The sequence below is a fragment of the Mesorhizobium sp. EU05-FHT14A09 genome (assembly GCF_058790995.1).
Genome location: NZ_JBYTDF010000004.1, coordinates 168,426 through 186,338, shown reverse-complemented (window position 1 = coordinate 186,338; position 17,913 = coordinate 168,426). Strand labels below are relative to the sequence as shown.

Genomic DNA, 17,913 nt, shown 5'->3' with positions numbered 1-17,913 from the left:
TTTGACAACGGCGGTCAGGTGCGGAATGTTAAAAGGCGAAAAGCCAATAATGGGAGCTAGTCATGACAATCTATGAAAGCAATGGCGATCGCGTTCCGGAACACATCCTGGCGATGGCCGAACAGGCCAGGTCGGGCGGCGTCGACCGTCGCGAGTTCCTGGCGATGGCCAGCATTTTCGGCGCTTCGACGGCAATGGCCTATGGCCTGCTGGGTATCGCCGCGCCGACGCCGGCCCAGGCTCAGGAAACACCGAAGAAGGGCGGTGTCCTGAAGGTCGCGATGAACATCAAGGATCCCAAGGATCCGCGTACCGCCGACTGGTCGGAAATCTCCAATGCCGAGCGCCAGGCGCTCGAGCCGCTGGTGAAATACACCAAGCAATACACGTTCGAGCCGTATCTCCTGGAGAAGTGGGAGATCAATGACGACGCCACGGAGTACACGCTCCACGTGCGCCCGGGCGTCGAATGGAACAATGGCGACAAGTTCACCGCCGATGACGTGATCTACAATTTGACCCGCTGGGCCGACAAGGCTGCGGAAGGCAACTCGATGCCTGGCCGTCTCGGCAGCCTCGTCGATGAAAAGACCAAGAAGCTGCGCGAAGGTGCGGTCGAGAAAGTCGATGACATGACGGTCAAGCTGAAGCTGACCAGCCCGGACATCGCCATCATCGCCAACATGACCGATTATCCGGCACTCATCGTGCACAAGACGTTCGATGAGAAGGGCGCCAATTTCAAGAACTGCCCGATCGGCACCGGCCCATTCGAGCTGGTTTCCTATGACGTCGGCCAGAAGGTGGTCTACAAGCGCCGCGAGACCGGCAAATGGTGGGGCGGCGAGGCGCTGCTCGATGGCGTCGAGTTCATCGACTACGGCACCGATCCGGCCGCTACCGTCGCTGCGTTCGAGTCGGGCGAAGTGCACACCAACCATGAGACGACGGCCGATTACATCAAGATCATCGCCGATGTCGGCGCGCCGGCTTCGGAGGTCGTGACGGCCGCGACCGTGTGTTCCCGCTTCAACGTCAAGGCGAAGCCTTACGACAACCAGAAGGTACGCCAGGCGATGTGTCTTGCGGTCGACAATGCGACCGTGCTGCAGCTTGGCTATGGCAATGCCGGTACGCCTGGTGAGAACCACCATGTTGCGCCGATCCATCCGGAATATGTCGAGCTGCCCAAGGTCAAGCGCGATACCGCCAAGGCCAAGCAGATGCTTGAGGAAGCCGGCGCGCTCGACTTCGAGCATGAACTGATCAGCAATGACGAGGACTACCACAAGAACACCACCGACGCGATCGCAGCCCAGCTTCGCGAGGCCGGCATCAAGGTGAAGCGCACGGTCCTGCCGAGCTCGACCTTCTGGAATGACTGGACGAAATATCCGTTCTCGGAAACCAACTGGAACATGCGTCCGCTGGGTATCCAGGTCATCGCCATCGCCTATCGCACCGGCGAAGCCTGGAACGAAACGGCCTATGCCAATCCGGATTTCGACAAGAAGGTCAACGAGGCGCTTTCGATCGCCGATGCCGAGAAGCGCAAGGTTGTGATGAAGGATATCGAGCAGACGCTGCAGGATTCTGGAATCATTATCCAGCCTTACTGGCGCAAGCTCTACATCAACATCAAGCCTGAGGTGAAGAACCACTCGATGCACCCGACCTACGAGCACGACTTCGGCAAGGTCTGGCTCGAGCAGGCCTGATAGATCGTTCGGCGGGCATGGGAGACGATTGTCTTCCGTGCCCGGTGGCATCGCCGTCGCGACGCCCCTTGTCGCGGCGGCCCTAAATCAAAAAAGATTTTTGACACAGGGTTGATCGCTTCTGACCCCAACCCGGCCGGCAGGGGGACGCAATGCTCTCATTCATAGCCAGACGTATCGGCACCATCCTTCTGACCATGCTGTGCCTGACGCTGGTCGTTTTCTTTCTGGTGAATCTCGAGCCCAACCTGAAGAAGCTGGCGATCAGCCAGACCGAGATGCACACGCCGCCGGAACAGTTGGAAAGCTGGTTGGTCAACCACGGCTACCGGCAGAATTTCTTCGTCCGTTACGGCCATTGGCTGGGTGTGCTCAAGATGGAGCCCATCGTCGATGCGACGACGGGGAAAGCCTCGCAGCGGTTCTCTTTCTGCAACGACCCGGTCGAGCCGGCCTATTCCGGGGTGCTGCAGGGCAATTTCGGTTGTTCGACGAAGTTCAAGACCACGGTTGCCGCGAAGCTGTTTCCGGCATTGCGTGCGACGGGCATCCTGATGTTCTGGGTGCTGGTGGTGATGGTGCCGGTGTCGCTGCTCATAGGTATCCTCGCCGGCATGCGGGAGGGGTCGCGCACCGATCGAATATTATCGGTCGCATCCATCGCGACGACGGCGACGCCTGAATATGTCTCGGGCGTCATCTTCACCGTCATCTTCGCGTCCTGGCTCGGCTGGCTTAACGGTTCAGCGGCTTCGGCGGCGCAAGGCATCACCTTCTACAATTTCACCTTGCCGGTAATCACGCTGGCGATCTACGGCATCGGCTACATCGCGCGCATGACGCGGGCCTCGATGGTCGAGGTGATGACACAGCAATACATCCGCACCGCGCGGCTGAAGGGGTTGTCCTTCTCCAACGTGGTCGTCAAGCACGCGCTGCGCAACGCGCTGATCGCGCCGTTCACCGTCATCATGCTGCAGTTCCCATGGCTTTTGACCGGTGTCGTCATCGTCGAGACGATGTTCCGTTACCAGGGCTTCGGCTACACGCTCGTGGAGGCTGCGGGCAACAATGACATCGATCTCCTGCTCGGCTGTTCGCTGGTCTCGGTGTTCATCGTGCTGATCACCCAGCTGATCTCGGATGTCGGCTATGCGTATTTAAACCCGCGCATTCGTGTGCAGTAGGGAGGGCGAGCGATGCAAATCGAATTCATCGGGTCCTTCAACATCATCATCGGCGTGCTGGTGCGGTTCTGGCCGGTCTGGCTGGCAATGGCCATCGTGCTGGGCGCCAGCTTCACCTACAAGAAACGGCTTGGCCTCTACGGCCAGCTCTTCGACAGCAGCGTCGGCGTAGCCGGTGTCGTCATCTGCCTGTTCTGGTTGTTCACGGCGATCTTCGCTTCGACCGTCGCGCCGTTCGATCCACTCAGCCAGATTCCGGTGATGAAGGATGTGCTGCCGGGGGCTATCGAGCCGGCCTCCAAGGGCGTGTACCTGTTCGGCGGCGACAAGCTGGCGCGCGATATCTTCTCCCGCATGGTCTATGGCAGCCAGATCGTCCTGATCATCGCGCCAGCAGCGACCGGTTTCGCGCTTATGGTCGGCATCACGCTCGGCCTGCCCGCCGGCTATTATGGCGGCAAGATCGACACGCTGCTGTCGTTCCTGGCCAATCTGGTGCTGGCGTTCCCGGTGATCCTGCTGTTCTATCTGCTCGTCACGCCAGGCATCATGGACACGCCGATCCCTTATGCGATGGCGGGATTGTTCTTCCTATTCCCGATCATCTTCTTCTGCGTGCTGTTCTGGACCCGCTACAAGAACCGGCCCGATCGTCTCTATTGGCTGCTCGGACTGACACTGTTGCTGGGCGGCTGGATTTATATAGGCCTGGTGTTCGATGCCGACCCGCTGCGGATCGTGCATATCGAGCCGAACCAGCTCAACATCTTCGTGGCGGTGGTGTTCGCCTCCTCGCCTGGCGTGTTCCGCATCGTTCGCGGTCTGACCATGGATATCAAGACACGCGACTATGTGGCAGCAGCCCAGACGCGCGGCGAGACGCCCTGGTACATCATGCTGTGGGAAATCCTGCCCAATGCGCGCGGTCCGCTGATTGTCGATGCGTGCCTTCGCATCGGCTACACCACCATCCTGCTCGGCACGCTGGGTTACTTCGGTCTCGGCCTCGCGCCTGAGAGCCCGGACTGGGGAACGGCGATCAAGGACGCCAGCCGCTTGCTGCGCTCCTTCATCCACCCAGCGCTGCCGCCGACGATCGCACTGATGTCGTTCGTGCTGGGACTGAACCTGCTCGCCGACTCGCTGCGTGAGCAATCGATGAAAGACTAAAGCTATTCCAGGAAAAGTGTGTGACGGTTTTCCGTCCGGAATAGCGGAAAACAAAGAACTAGAGCGTATCCGCGTTTCCGTGAAAAACGGAAACGCTCCAGTGAGGGCGACGCCATGAACGAAGCCGTAAAAGCCACGAACACAGCCAATGCCGAGCCGATCATCGAGATCGAGAACCTGTCGATCTCGTTCTTCACCCGCAAGGGCGAAATCCCGGCGGTGATGGACTTCTCCTGCACGGTGATGCCGGGCGAGGCGATGGGCATCGTCGGCGAGAGCGGTTGCGGCAAGTCGACCGTGTCGCTCGGCATCATGCGCGACCTGTCCAATGTCGGCAGGATCGTCGGCGGGCGCATCAAGTTCCAGGGCAAAGACATGGGCGAGATGACCGAGGAGGAGCTTCGCTCCATCCGCGGCAACAAGATCGCCATGATTTACCAGGAGCCGATGGCTTCGCTGAACCCGGCCATGAAGATCGGCCAGCAGCTGATGGAAGTGCCGCTCATCCACGACAAGGTGTCGAAGGACGAGGCGTACAAGCGTTCACTGGAGATGGTGCGCGCGGTCAGGCTGCCTGATCCGGAACGTATGATGCGCTCCTATCCGCACCAGCTGTCCGGTGGCCAGCAACAGCGCATCGTCATTGCCATGGCGCTTTTGTCGAAGCCGGCGCTGCTTTTGCTCGACGAGCCGACCACCGCGCTCGACGTGACGGTGGAAGCCGGCATCGTCGAACTGGTGAAAGGGCTTGGCCAGCAGTTCGGCACCTCGATGATCTTTGTCTCGCACAATCTGGGGCTGATCCTGGAAACCTGCGACAAGATCACTGTGATGTATTCGGGCGAGGCAGTCGAAACGGGCAAGATCAAGGACGTGTTCGACCGCATGCGGCATCCCTATACGCAGGGGCTGTTTCGCTCGATCCCACTACCCGGTGCCGACAAGAATGAACGGCCGCTCATCGCCATTCCCGGCCAGTTGCCATTGCCGCATGAGCGTCCGAAGGGCTGCAACTTCGGGCCGCGCTGCCACCACTTCATCGAGGGCGTCTGTAACGCCGCCGAAATACCGATGATCGACGTCGAAGGCCATGAAGGCCATTTCTCGCGCTGCGTGCGCTTCGATGAGATCGATTGGGCCGCGCTGCCGCCCGGCGCGAAGAAATCAGCCGAGCCGGTCAAGCCCGGTGCGCCGGTGCTCAAGATCGACGACTTGAGAAAGTATTATCACGTCGGCACAGGCGGCGTGTTCGGCGGTGGCGAAGGCCGCACGGTCAAGGCCAACGAGACGATCAGTTTCGAGGCGCGCGAAAGCGAAACCGTCGCCATCGTCGGCGAAAGCGGCTGCGGGAAGTCGACGCTGGCCAAGGTTCTGCTCGGCCTGGAGACGGCGAGCTCCGGCAAGGTGACGCTCGGCAACCGCGAAATCCAGTCAACCGGCATCGAGAAGCGTGACGTCGACACGGTTTCCGCCATCCAGATGGTGTTCCAGAACCCGTTCGACACGCTGAACCCCAGCCATACCGTCGGGTCGCAGATCATCCGCACGCTGGAGAAATTCAAGGTCGGCAGGACGGTCGCCGACCGCAAGCAGCGTATGCTGGAGCTGCTCGACCTTGTGAAGCTGCCGAGAGCTTTCGCCGAGCGCAAGCCGCGGCAGCTTTCCGGCGGGCAGAAGCAACGCATCGGCGTGGCGCGTGCCTTCGCCGGTTCGGCCAAGGTGGTCGTGGCGGACGAACCCGTGTCGGCGCTCGACGTTTCGGTGCAGGCAGCTGTCACCGAACTGTTGATGGACATCCAGCGCAAGAACAAGACGACGATGCTGTTCATCAGCCACGATCTGTCTGTCGTGCGCTACATCGCCGATCGCGTCGTCGTCATGTATCTCGGCCATATCGTCGAGCAGGGCACGACCGATCAGATCTTCTCGCCGCCCTATCATCCCTATACCGAGGCGCTGCTGTCGGCGATCCCGATCGCCGACACCTCGGTGGTGAAGAAACATATCGTGCTCGAGGGGGATATCCCGTCGGCCATGAACCCTCCGCCCGGTTGCCCGTTCCAGACACGCTGCCGCTACAAACATCTGGTGGCCGATGGTCGCTGCGAGAAGGAAGTGCCGCCGCTGAAGGACCTTGGCAGTGGTCACAGATCACTTTGCTGGCTGTCGGATGAGGTTCTCGGCACGATGGAGCCGGTGATCCGGTTCGACAAGGAGCATGCGGCACTCGAAGGCATCCCGGACGATGCCGCAGGAGTTGTCGACACCGCCGTGGTGAGCGGTAAGCCTGTCCGCAAGGCAACCGTTTCCCGCAGGGCCATCAGGACCGCGAAGAAGACTGAGGCGGCTGAGGTTTCTGCAGAACCAGCCGCGAAAAAACCAGCAACCAGGAAGGTCGCTGCCAAGGCGGCTCAAACACTGAAAGAAGAGGGCCCGGTAAAGAGCGTCAAAGCAAAGGTCGTGAAGGCCAAGCCTGCGAAAGCTGCCGGAAGGGTTGTTTCAGCGCCTGCCGAACCGCCGGTGGAGCCGGTCGATCCCGCCGATGTGGGCCGGCCGTCCGGCACGGTACGTCCTGCCACCCCGGACGATCTCAAGCTCATCGTCGGTATCGGGCCGCAGATCGAGATCGCTCTCAATGATTTCGGCGTCTACCGTTTTGCGCAGATCGCCGGCTGGTCCGAGACCGAACGCGAATGGATCGACAAGCGCCTGGTGTTGCTTGGTCGTTCCGAACGCGATGAATGGATCAGGCAGGCCAAGGCTCTCGCTGATGGCGGCGAAGAGGAATATGTGCGCGTGTTCGGAAGAAAGCCCAGGTAACCGCTTTTCCTAACGGATCCTCGGGCTCAGCGGCAGTTCTGCAACTGCCCGCGGTAGCGGTCGGCCATGGCGGCGGTGTCACGCGCATAGCGCTGGATACCGCTGTTGCCACGCCAGTCGCCGCGTTTATAGGCGCCCCAGCCCATGTAGTAAGCAAGGTACAGGTTGTAGGCATCATCACGTGCCACGCCGTAGGTATCGACCGTCTTGGTGTGGTACCAGCCGACGAAATCCACGGCGTCGGCAAAATTGGTGCGGCTTGCAGTGAAGTTGCCGCTTTCGCGCCGATACTGGCTCCAGGTGCCGTCAAGCGCCTGCGAATAGCCATAGGCGCTGGAGACGCGCGTCCATGGGATGAAGCCAAGCAGCTTGGTGCGCGGCGGGCGAGCTGTGCTGTTGAATCCCGATTCCTTGCGCACGGTCGCCATCAGCACATGCACCGGAATGCCATATTTGCGCTGCGTGCGTTCCGCCGACGAACGCCAGTCGTTGAACCAGCCATCGCGCTGATCGAACACGGCGCACACATCGTTGATGCGATTTGGCGCCGTTGCGCAGGCGCCAAGCACCAGCACGAAACCGACCGCTAAAACTCGACTAAAACTGTACGCACGCATGGCGAAAGCATTAGTCGCAAATCATAAAAGGAGTCTTGCGTCGCTTCTTAACCTGTTGGGCGGATGCAAGGCAAAAAGAAGGATTGTTGATTTTACGGCCAATGATGTCGTATATTTAATACGATTTAGAGGATAATGACGCTCGAGATAAAATCTCGTCCGGATATGGCGTATTTTTGATAGTATGGTCAGCCGAACGGCGTTCTGATGCGGCATGACCGCACTTCGCGCCAGACGCAGCGCCGAACGCGTCCATTCCAGAGCCGGGATACCGATCCCGCAACTACCGCCGCGCCGAGTGGAAAACCCTTATCCACCCATGGCGTTGCTCTCCGTCGATCAGGTCGAAACGATCCATCTTGCATCGCTGCACATCCTGGAAAATCTCGGCATCGAGGTGATGAACCGTCGCGCGCTTGGAGTGTTTCAGGATGCCGGTGCGGATGTCGATCATGGCACCATGACGGTGCGGCTCGACCGAGGCCTGATCGCGGAAGCCCTCAAGACAGCGCCGTCCTCTTATACGCTGGCCTCGCGCAATCCGGCTCGCCAGCTGACATTTGGTGGCAATGTCATCAATTTCACGCTGGTCGCCGGGCCTCCCAACGTCCACGATTTCGAGCGTGGTCGCCGTTCCGGCAATCTGCGCGACTATCACGAGTTGGTCAGCCTCGCCCAGCATTTCAATTGCATTCACATGCTGGGCAACCAGGTCTGCGCGCCGATCGAGTTGCCGGCCAACACGCGTCATCTCGACACTTACCTCGCCAATCTGACGCTGACCGACAAACCGTTCCACGTATCGGCCATTGGCCGGGGCAGGGCGCTGGATGGCATCAACATGATGGCGATTTCCCGCGGGCTCTCGCTCGAGCAGGCCGCCGATGATCCCGGCGTCGGCACCGTCATCTCGGTCAATTCGCCCCGCCGCTTCGATGAGATGATGGCGGACGGTCTGATGGCGATGGCCGAGTTCGGCCAATCCGTTTGCGTGACCCCGTTCACCCTGATGGGCGCCATGAGCCCGGTGACGCTGGCCGGCGCGTTGGCGCAGCAGAACGCCGAAGCCTTGTTCGGAATCACGCTCGCACAACTGATACGCCCTGGTTGCCCGGTGGTGTACGGCGCCTTTACGTCGAATGTGGACATGCGCTCGGGCGCGCCGGCCTTCGGCACGCCGGAGAACACCAAGGCCAACATAGCTTCGGGCCAGCTGGCGCGGCGATACAATCTGCCCTACCGCACCACGCCGGGCTCAGCCTCCAATGCTGCCGATGCGCAGGGCGCCTATGAAACGCTGATGGCCTTGTGGGGGGCCGTGCTCGGCCACGGCAATCTCGTCTACCATGCCGCAGGCTGGCAGGAGGGCGGGCTGACTGCCTCCTACGAGAAGTTCATCATCGACGTGGAGATGATCCAGCACATGATGGAATTCCTCCGTCCCATCGCGGTTGACGACGATGAACTGGCTTTGGACGCGCTGGCGGCGGTGCCGACCGGAGGGCATTTCTTCGGCGAGCCGCACACGCTGGAGCGCTACGCCACGGCCTTCTACCAGCCGCCACTGTCCAACTGGCAGAACTACGAGGCGTGGACGGAAGCCGGCGCTCTCGATGCGACGCACCGTGCAACCCGCCTGTGGAAGAAGGCGCTGGCGGAATATGTGCAACCACCGATGGATGTCGCCCGGCGTGAAGCGCTGGACGCCTATATGGCCAAGCGCAGGGAAGAGATCGGGGTTGGGGAGCCGTGATTGCCCATCCGGACCTCAGAAACCGATTCAACTGTTTCCCATCCTGAATCCCGAAACCCGTCCAAGCTTTTGAATTGTCAGGAAGAACGATGAAGTCGCATGCGAGGGTCGTTGTCATTGGCGGCGGTGTCGTCGGCTGCTCGGTGCTGTTTCATCTCGCGCGCGCTGGCTGGACCGATGTCGTGCTGATCGAGCGCGATGAGCTGACATCCGGCTCGACCTGGCATGCGGCCGGTGGCATGCACACGATCAATGGTGATCCCAACGTCGCCAAGCTGCAGAAATACACGATCAGCCTCTACAAGGAGATCGAGGAACTGTCGGGGCAGGCGACCGGTGTACACCTGACCGGCGGCGTGTTCCTTGCCGCAACCGAGGCACGCATGGACTGGTTGCGCAACATGGTAGCCAAGGGGCGCTATCTCGGCATCGAACTCGAGGAAATCTCGCCTCGGCAGGCGGCCGAACTGATGCCACTGATCGATCCCGGCCAGTTCGTCGGCGCCATCCACAACAAGGAAGACGGCCATCTCGACCCTTCGGGTGTGACCCATGCCTATGCGAAGGCGGCACGCAAGCTCGGCGCCGAGATCGAGCGCTTCACCAAGGTGGAGGATATCGCGCGCCGGCCGGACGGCTTGTGGCGTGTCATCACCAACAAGGGTGAGGTGGTGGCCGAACATGTCGTCAATGCCGGCGGCCTGTGGGCACGCGAGGTCGGCCGCATGGTCGGGCTCGAACTGCCCGTGCTGGCCATGGAGCACATGTATCTCATCACCGAGGACATGCCCGAGGTCGCGGAGTGGAACAGGAAAACCGGCACCGAGATCATGCATGCCGTCGACTTCGATGGCGAGCTCTACCTGCGTCAGGAGCGGGGCGGCATGCTGATGGGTACCTATGAGAAGGCCGGCAAGCCGTGGTCGGAACAAGCCACGCCATGGGATTTCGGGCACGAATTGCTGGAACCGGATATCGACCGTATCGCGCCGTCGCTGGAGGTGGGGTTCCGGCATTTCCCGGCATTCCAGAACACCGGCATCAAGCAGATCATCAATGGCCCGTTCACTTTTGCGCCAGACGGCAATCCGCTTGTCGGTCCGGTGCGTGGGCTGCCGGGCTTCTGGGCCGCTTGCGGCGTTATGGCCGGATTCAGCCAGGGCGGCGGCGTCGGTCTCGCATTGGCAAACTGGATGATGCATGGCGACCCTGGTGCTGACATCTTTGCCATGGACGTCGCGCGCTATGGCGATTGGGCTTCGATGGCCTACACCAACGCCAAGGTGCGCGAGAATTACTCCCGCCGCTTCTCCATCCGTTTCCCCAATGAGGAACTGCCGGCAGCACGCGGGCTCAAGACAACTCCGATCTACGACCAGCTCGCGGCTCGCGGTGCTCAGTTCGGCGCTGCTTTCGGGCTGGAGGTGCCGCTCTGGTATGCGCCGGAGGGTGTGCGCGACGACTTCTCGTGGCGACGTTCGACGGACTTTGAGCACGTTGCCGCCGAAGTAAGGACGGTGCGTGAGCGTGTCGGTCTTTCCGAGATCTCTTCCTTCGCCAAGTATAGTGTGAAGGGGCAGGGCGCGGAGGCTTGGCTTGACGCACTGCTCGCCTGCAAATTGCCAGCGGAGGGGCGCATCACCCTTGCGCCGATGCTGAAGGAGGACGGCAAGCTGATCGGTGATTTTTCGCTCGCCCACCTCGGCACGGGTGATGATGCGGAATGGTTCCTCGCTGGATCGGGTGTCGCCGAGCAATACCACATGCGCTGGTTCGAGCGGCATCTGCCCGCTGATGGTTCGGTGACGATCGAGGCGCTAGGCTTGCGCCGTGTCGGGCTGTCGATTGCAGGACCGCTGGCGCGGGACGTCCTTGCCAAGGTCACGCGTAGCGATGTGTCGCCCGAGGCGTTCAAGTTCATGGACATCAGGCACCTCGATATCGGCATGGCGCCATGTCTGGTCGGGCGCGTCAGCTATACCGGCGATCTCGGCTACGAAATCTGGATGGCACCGGAATATCAGCGCCATGTCTTCGAAACGCTGCGCTCGGCCGGTGCAGCGTTCGGGATCGGCCTGTTCGGTTCGCGAGCGCTCAATGCGCTGCGGCTGGAGAAGAACTATGGATCGTGGGCGCGCGAATACCGGCCGATCTACGGACCGCTCGAGGCCGGGCTCGACCGCTTCGTCGCCTATTCGAAACCCGTAGAGTTCGTCGGCAAGAAAGCGGCCATGGCCGAGCGCGCGTCCGGTGGGACGTTGAGGCTGCGCAGCTTCGTGGTCGAGGCGGTGGACGCGGATGTGATCGGTGACGAACCGATCTGGCACGGTGGTGCGGTGCGTGGCTGGGTGACGTCCGGCGGCTATGCTCACCATTCCGGTGTATCGGTGGCAATGGGCTACGTGCCGAAGGAGATCGCGGACGACAGCGACGGCTTCGAGATCGAATATCTCGGCCGTCGCCATGCTGCCCGCATGCAGCCGGCGCCGCTGTTCGACGGCAACCAGCAGCGGTTGCGTGGGTGATGTGCCGCCGACAAGAGGCGGTGGGCGCTCTCGCCGGCGATGTGGTCAGCGTTTCGGCGCGAGCAGCGCGAAATAGGCTCCCTGCGGATCGGTGCATTGCACGATCCATTGGCCATTGGGCACCTCCATCGGCCCCATGACAACCTTGCCGCCATTGTCGGTGACGCGCTTGGCGGCGTCGTCGATGCCTGCGACGTTGAAATAGAAAAGCCAGACCGGCACCGGGATTTGTTCCGGCTTGTTCATCATGCCGCCGGCACGCTCGCCATCGACCGAAAAGAGCTGATAGATACCCATGGGGCCCATGTCGAAAGGTTCGTCCTTCACCCAGCCAAACTGGCTCGCGTAAAAGTCGAAGGCCTGCTGCCAGTCGCTCGTGTAGAGCTCATGCCATCCAATGTGGCCCGGGGTGTTCAGCGGGACTGCCTCCTGGTCGGGGCCGTTCGGCTCCAGGAACATGAACGCCGCCCCTTGCGGATCTGCGACGACGGCAAAACGGCCGACGCCGGGAATGTCGTCGATCGGGCGATGGACCGTGCCGCCAGCTTCGGTCAAGGCTTTGACCGAGGCATCGATATCCCCGGTTGGGAAGTAACCCATCCAGGCTGTCGGGACGCCCATCCTGGCGGCTTCTTCCGGCAACGTCATCAGGCCGCCGACGCCACGGTCGCCTGCATTGATGACAATGTAGCGCGGCGACCCGGGCGTCTTGTCGAATGGCTCGGCACGCCAGCCGACCACAGCGGTATAGAACGCCTCTGCGGCATCGAGGTCGGTGGTCATCAATTCGTACCAGAAGAAGGATTTCGCTGAAGCTGGCATGTCGTTCTCCCTTGGGTCCAAGCTATTTTGGCAGGTGATCGGATCATGATCTTGCTGCCGGCAATCTTAAGACGAAGCTGAGGCCGCCATTTCGACAGTGGCCAAGAAAATTTCTGCAATGCAGCAAATATCCACACTAAATCATGACAATAAAAGTCATGTTATTTTTGAGGGTTTTCAAGCACTTAACCTGAAAATTGACCAATTGATAAAAAAATAAAACGTGCTAGCCTTCCCTCAAAACCACAACAATGGGGAACCGGAATGACGACAGGTCATTTCAAGGAAGGCATAGCCGGCGGCCGGCTGTCGCCGGATGTCTATGCCGACAATTTTTCCGACTTGCACCCGCCGCTCGACCATCATGAGGCATTGGTCGAATCCGATCGTTGCTACTTCTGCTACGACGCGCCATGCATGCAGGCCTGTCCGACGTCCATCGACATCCCGATGTTCATCCGGCAGATCTCGACCGGCAATGCGCTGGGTTCGGCCAAGACGATTTTCGACCAGAACATCCTTGGTGGCATGTGCGCCCGGGTCTGCCCGACCGAAACGCTGTGTGAGGAAGTCTGCGTGCGCGAGACCGCCGAAGGCAAACCGGTGCAGATCGGTCGCCTGCAGCGCTACGCAACGGACGTGGCGATGGAGGAGGGCAAGCAGTTCTACAGCCGCGCCAAGTCGAGCGGCAAGAAAGTCGCCGTTGTCGGCGCAGGGCCTGCCGGCCTTGCAGCAGCCCATCGGCTCGCACGCTATGGTCATGACGTGACCGTGCTCGAGGCGAAGCCGAAATCAGGGGGCCTCAATGAATATGGCATCGCCGCCTACAAGAGCGTCGACAATTTCGCTCAGGCCGAGGTCGACTATGTGACGGCGATCGGCGGCATCGCCATCGAAAATGGCAAGGCGCTGGGCCGCGACTACCAGCTTTCCGATCTGACCAAGCAGTATGACGCGGTGTTCCTCGGCATGGGGATGGGCGGCGTCAATGCGCTACGCGCCGAAGGCGAGGACACCGATGGCGTCGCCAATGCGGTCGACTTCATCGCCGAACTGCGTCAGGCGAGCGACCTCGGCAGCCTGCCGGTTGGTCGCCGCGTCGTTGTCATCGGCGGCGGCATGACGGCGGTGGATGCCGCCGTGCAGTCGAAGCTGCTAGGCGCGGAAGAAGTGACGATCTGCTACCGCCGTGGCAAGGAAGACATGAACGCCTCGGAATTCGAGCAGGATCTCGCGGCCGCCAACGGTGTCACAATCCGGCACTGGCTGCAGCCCAGGAAGGTCATTGCCGACGACGGCAGGGCGATTGCGATCGAACTCGAATACACCACGATGAAGGATGGCAAGCTCGTCGGCACCGGCGAAACGCTGAAGCTCGCCGCCGACCAGGTGTTCAAGGCGATCGGGCAATCCTTCGTGCCGGCGGCGCTGAACGGAAGTGGTCAGGCAATCGCACTGGAGAACGGCCGTATCAAGGTCGACGGCGAAGGCCGTACGTCGCTGGCCAAGGTCTGGGCCGGTGGCGACTGTGTCATCGACAGCCGTGAAGACCTCACCGTCTCGGCCGTCGCGGCAGGACGCGACGCAGCAGAGAGCATCCATCGGCAATTGATGGGCTGACAATGAGCTGGCTGTCTCCCCGCAAGGCGAATTCCTTGGATATGCGGGGTGACGGCGACGAGATCGAGATGATCGAGGCCATTGAACTGGCCTTCGCCATCAGGTTCGAAAATGCGGAAGCGGAGCAGCTCGTTACAATGGGACAGCTGTTTGATCTGGTGAAGTCGAAACTCGGCAAGCAAGATGCCGAGACGATTGCCGACGATGCGCTTTGGACCGAACTCGTGAAGCATGCCCGTGACGCCGGCGCGGATCCGCGCCGTGCAGTCGATCGCAACACAACTTTCTTTTCCCGAAACGCGGAGTAAGAAGCCATGGCGGACATCCGCAACAATTTTGTCGGCATCAAGTCACCCAATCCGTTCTGGCTGGCGTCCGCGCCACCGACCGACAAGGCCTACAATGTCGAGCGTGCCTTCAAGGCAGGCTGGGGCGGCGTGGTCTGGAAGACATTGGGCGAGGAAGGCCCACCCGTGGTCAATGTCAACGGACCGCGCTACGGCGCGATCTGGGGCGCTGACCGCCGGCTGCTCGGCCTCAACAACATCGAGCTGATCACCGATCGCGACCTGCAGACCAACCTGCGCGAAATGAAGCAGGTCAAGAAAAACTGGCCGGACCGTGCGTTGATCGCCTCGATCATGGTGCCCTGTGTCGAAGACAGCTGGAAGGCGATCCTGCCACTGGTCGAGGAGACCGAGGCGGACGGCATCGAACTCAATTTCGGCTGCCCGCATGGCATGAGCGAGCGCGGCATGGGCGCTGCCGTCGGTCAGGTGCCCGAATACATCGAGATGGTGGTGCGCTGGTGCAAACAGTATACGCGCATGCCGGTGATCACCAAGTTGACGCCCAACATCACCGACATCCGCAAGCCGGCGCGGGCGGCCAATGCTGGTGGCACCGACGCGGTGTCGCTTATCAACACCATCAACTCGATCACCTCGGTCAATCTCGACAGCTTCTCGCCCGAGCCTTCGATCGATGGCAAGGGCAGCCACGGCGGCTATTGCGGTCCGGCGGTGAAACCGATCGCGCTCAACATGGTGGCCGAGATTGCCCGTGATCCGGAAACGCACGGCCTGCCGATCTCCGGCATTGGCGGCATCACCACCTGGCGCGACGCGGCCGAGTTTCTGGCCCTGGGCGCCGGCAACGTGCAGGTCTGCACGGCGGCCATGACCTACGGTTTCAAGATCGTGCAGGAAATGATCGCCGGGCTGGAAAACTGGATGGACGAGAAGGGACATCGGTCGCTCGACGACGTCATCGGGCGCGCGACGCCCAATGTGAGCGACTGGCAGTATCTCAACCTCAACTACATCGCCAAGGCGCATATCGATCAGGATGCCTGCATCAAATGCGGTCGTTGCCACATTGCCTGCGAGGACACTTCGCATCAGGCGATCACTGCGATGGTCGATGGCGTTCGCCATTTCGAGGTGATGGAGGACGAGTGCGTCGGCTGTAACCTGTGCGTCAATGTCTGTCCGGTCGATGGCTGCATCACCATGGTGCCGCTGGCTGCGGGCACGCTCGACCAGCGCACCGGCAAGACGGTCGAGCCGGTCTATGCGAACTGGACGACGCATCCCAACAACCCGATGGCCAAGGTGGCTGCCGAGTAGTTCTGACTGGAAAAAGGCGGTGCAGTTCTGCACCGCCTTTTTTGATATTCTTATTGACGATAAAAATTATCCACGATAAAAAATATCCATGATTAAGGAGCGGCAGATATGAAGCTAAGCGAAGGCGTTGAAGCCGCCATTCATTCGGTCGCTATGCTCGCTGCGCTCGAGGGGGAAGCGACGATGCCGGGGTCGGCTCTGGCGGAGGCCTTTGGCCTCTCTGCCAGTTATCTGCTGAAGCATCTGCAGGCTCTGACTGCCGCCCGTATCCTCGAATCCGTTCCCGGCCCTACCGGCGGATATCGGTTGGCGCGTGTGCCGGAGAAGATCTCGCTGCTCGACATCGTGCTGGCCGTCGAAGGGTCGCGCCCGGCGTTCCGGTGTGGCGAGATTCGCCGCAACAGCCCGGCCAAGATCGATGCATCCGCCTATGTGCAGCCGTGTGGCATCAACGCCGCCATGCTGCGCGCCGAGCGCGCTTATCGTGCTGCACTGGCTGCGGAGAAGCTTTCCGACATCATCGCCGAATTCATGGCCGATGCCGATCCGCGCGTCGTCCACGCTGCCTGCGCCTTCGCCGCGCATCATGCCCGGCCGCAGAAATCCGCTTCCAAACAGTAACCGACAGTCCAGGAAAGGACCGACCATGCAACCCAGGTTAGATTTTTTCGCCGCGGCGCCCCAGCTGATGAAATATGTCGTCAGCCTGAACAGGGCGGTCGAGGAGTGTGGGCTCGACAAAAGCCTTCTGCACCTGATCAAGCTGCGCGCCTCTCAGATCAACGGTTGCTCCTATTGCGTGGAAATGCACAGCCGCGAGGCGCGCGACGATGGTGAGAGTGAGCAGCGCCTGTACCTAGTTGCCGCATGGAAGGAATCACCGCTTTTCACCGATCGCGAGCGTATGGCTTTCAAGTGGGTCGAGACCGTGACCAGGATCGCCGATGCCGGCGTGCCGGACGAACTCTACCAGGAAGGGCTCAAGCATTTCTCGAAGGAAGAACTGGTGAAGCTGACGGTCGCCGTTTCCATGATCAACACCTGGAACCGGCTGTGCGTGACATTCCACGCCATCCATCCAGTGCCGACCGCCAAGGCTGCCTGATATCAGAGTTGTAGATTGGACAGGGTGCAGGTGGGGCACCCTGTTTTCTTTTGGGGATCAAGATGATGCTTGTCGATTTTCACAAAGAGATTCTGTTTGTCGGCCGCCTGCTGCTGGGCGGTGCCTTCATTTTCGCGGGTGTGCGCAACATCCAGAACCGGGCATTCGTGGCGCAGCTCATGGGCGCGCGTGGCGTGCCGCAGGCGCCGATTGTGCTTTGGCTCGGTATCGTCGTGCAGGTTGCCGCCGGTGTCCTGCTCATAGCGGGCGTGTGCACCGCGGCTTCGGCGGCGCTGCTTTTGCTGTTCCTGATCGCGGCCACGCCGATGTTCCACAATTTCTGGGACTACCAGCCGGGGCCGGACCGTGTCGCGAAGATCAACGGCGTCGTCGGCAATGTCGCGCTGGCTGGTGCCATCCTGGCGCTGATCGCAAATTCGCTGCAGACTTGACTGCGTGCGGGGAGAACGCTTCAAGGTCGAGAGCAATTCCAGCAAAAGTGCGTAGCGGTTTTGCGTCCGGAATTGCGTCGAAACAAGGCACTCTGCGCAGTGCTGCTTCGAATGCCAGGGGATGGTAGGCTTGGACACCTTGATGCTGATCGGGCGCTGTATCTTCGGCGCGTTCTTCCTGATTGCCGGCATCCGCAACTTCGCCCGGTTCAACCAGCGCAGATCCGGCGCCACCAACTACGGGTGGCTTTTGCCGGCGCCTGTCATGGCTGCCGGCTTCGCGGTTCAGTTGGTCGGCGGACTGTTGTTGATCGTCGGATTGTGGGTTGTTCCGGCGGCGCTGGCGCTGATCGTCTTCCTGGTTCTGGCGACCGCGCTCTACCACAACCTTTTTCTGTTCCAGGGTGCGGACCGCGATCCGCACCTCTATTTTACGCTGGTCAACATCACGTTGGCCGGCGGTCTTCTCATGGTCATTGCTGGCGCTGGCTAACGC

At 60.9% G+C, this 17,913-nt stretch carries 15 protein-coding genes; 13 read left to right on the top strand and 2 right to left on the bottom strand.

Annotated features, from left to right (window positions below):
• The first annotated feature begins 62 nt into the window (after positions 1–62).
• The 4 genes from AC3WTO_RS16025 to AC3WTO_RS16010 all read left to right on the top strand — a co-directional run bounded on the left by AC3WTO_RS16025 (position 63) and on the right by AC3WTO_RS16010 (position 6,895).
• A complete protein-coding gene (locus tag AC3WTO_RS16025) occupies positions 63–1,718 on the top strand; it encodes an ABC transporter substrate-binding protein (RefSeq protein WP_492461732.1) in 1,656 nt (551 codons plus the stop codon).
• Between the two features lie 152 nt (positions 1,719–1,870).
• Complete coding sequence (locus tag AC3WTO_RS16020; protein ID WP_492461731.1) at positions 1,871–2,905, top strand: ABC transporter permease; 1,035 nt, start codon at positions 1,871–1,873, stop codon at positions 2,903–2,905.
• Positions 2,906–2,917: 12 nt separating this feature from the next.
• Positions 2,918–4,075: an ABC transporter permease gene (locus AC3WTO_RS16015; RefSeq protein WP_492461730.1), complete on the top strand. Its 1,158-nt coding sequence runs from the start codon at positions 2,918–2,920 to the stop codon at positions 4,073–4,075.
• Between the two features lie 114 nt (positions 4,076–4,189).
• Positions 4,190–6,895, top strand: coding sequence for a dipeptide ABC transporter ATP-binding protein (locus AC3WTO_RS16010; RefSeq protein WP_492558420.1), 2,706 nt, complete (start codon positions 4,190–4,192; stop codon positions 6,893–6,895).
• A 26-nt stretch (positions 6,896–6,921) separates the two neighbouring features.
• Here the strand turns inward: AC3WTO_RS16010 and AC3WTO_RS16005 are convergent, their stop codons facing one another.
• Positions 6,922–7,512, bottom strand: a complete 591-nt coding sequence (locus AC3WTO_RS16005) for a transglycosylase SLT domain-containing protein (RefSeq protein ID WP_492461729.1) — start codon at positions 7,510–7,512, stop codon at positions 6,922–6,924.
• Between the two features lie 214 nt (positions 7,513–7,726).
• On the opposite strand from AC3WTO_RS16005, the gene AC3WTO_RS16000 reads away from it, so the two are divergent.
• Both AC3WTO_RS16000 and AC3WTO_RS15995 read left to right on the top strand, forming a co-directional pair.
• Positions 7,727–9,265 carry a trimethylamine methyltransferase family protein gene (locus AC3WTO_RS16000; RefSeq protein WP_492461728.1) on the top strand — a complete coding sequence of 513 codons (1,539 nt, stop codon included), beginning with the start codon at positions 7,727–7,729 and terminating at the stop codon, positions 9,263–9,265.
• A gap of 89 nt (positions 9,266–9,354) precedes the next feature.
• Positions 9,355–11,790 (top strand): GcvT family protein, encoded by a 2,436-nt coding sequence (locus AC3WTO_RS15995; RefSeq protein WP_492461727.1) that lies wholly within the window; start codon positions 9,355–9,357, stop codon positions 11,788–11,790.
• A gap of 45 nt (positions 11,791–11,835) precedes the next feature.
• Here AC3WTO_RS15995 and AC3WTO_RS15990 read toward each other — a convergent pair whose 3' ends face one another.
• Positions 11,836–12,612, bottom strand: a complete 777-nt coding sequence (locus AC3WTO_RS15990) for a VOC family protein (RefSeq protein WP_492461726.1) — start codon at positions 12,610–12,612, stop codon at positions 11,836–11,838.
• A 264-nt stretch (positions 12,613–12,876) separates the two neighbouring features.
• Here AC3WTO_RS15990 and AC3WTO_RS15985 point away from each other — a divergent pair, with 264 nt between their 5' ends.
• The 7 genes from AC3WTO_RS15985 (at position 12,877) to AC3WTO_RS15955 (ending at position 17,910) form a co-directional block, all read left to right on the top strand.
• Complete coding sequence (locus AC3WTO_RS15985) at positions 12,877–14,232, top strand: NAD(P)-dependent oxidoreductase (protein WP_492461725.1); 1,356 nt, start codon at positions 12,877–12,879, stop codon at positions 14,230–14,232.
• A gap of 35 nt (positions 14,233–14,267) precedes the next feature.
• Positions 14,268–14,540 (top strand): hypothetical protein, encoded by a 273-nt coding sequence (locus AC3WTO_RS15980; protein ID WP_492461724.1) that lies wholly within the window; start codon positions 14,268–14,270, stop codon positions 14,538–14,540.
• 6 nt (positions 14,541–14,546) lie between these two features.
• Positions 14,547–15,860, top strand: coding sequence for an NAD-dependent dihydropyrimidine dehydrogenase subunit PreA (preA, locus tag AC3WTO_RS15975; protein ID WP_492461723.1), 1,314 nt, complete (start codon positions 14,547–14,549; stop codon positions 15,858–15,860).
• A 108-nt stretch (positions 15,861–15,968) separates the two neighbouring features.
• Positions 15,969–16,481: an RrF2 family transcriptional regulator gene (locus AC3WTO_RS15970; protein WP_492461722.1), complete on the top strand. Its 513-nt coding sequence runs from the start codon at positions 15,969–15,971 to the stop codon at positions 16,479–16,481.
• Between the two features lie 25 nt (positions 16,482–16,506).
• On the top strand, positions 16,507–16,965 hold the full coding sequence (locus AC3WTO_RS15965; RefSeq protein ID WP_492461721.1) for a carboxymuconolactone decarboxylase family protein: 459 nt from the start codon (positions 16,507–16,509) through the stop codon (positions 16,963–16,965).
• A 62-nt stretch (positions 16,966–17,027) separates the two neighbouring features.
• Complete coding sequence (locus AC3WTO_RS15960) at positions 17,028–17,417, top strand: DoxX family protein (RefSeq protein ID WP_492461720.1); 390 nt, start codon at positions 17,028–17,030, stop codon at positions 17,415–17,417.
• Positions 17,418–17,547: 130 nt separating this feature from the next.
• On the top strand, positions 17,548–17,910 hold the full coding sequence (locus AC3WTO_RS15955) for a DoxX family protein (RefSeq protein WP_492461719.1): 363 nt from the start codon (positions 17,548–17,550) through the stop codon (positions 17,908–17,910).
• Positions 17,911–17,913: the final 3 nt, after the last annotated feature.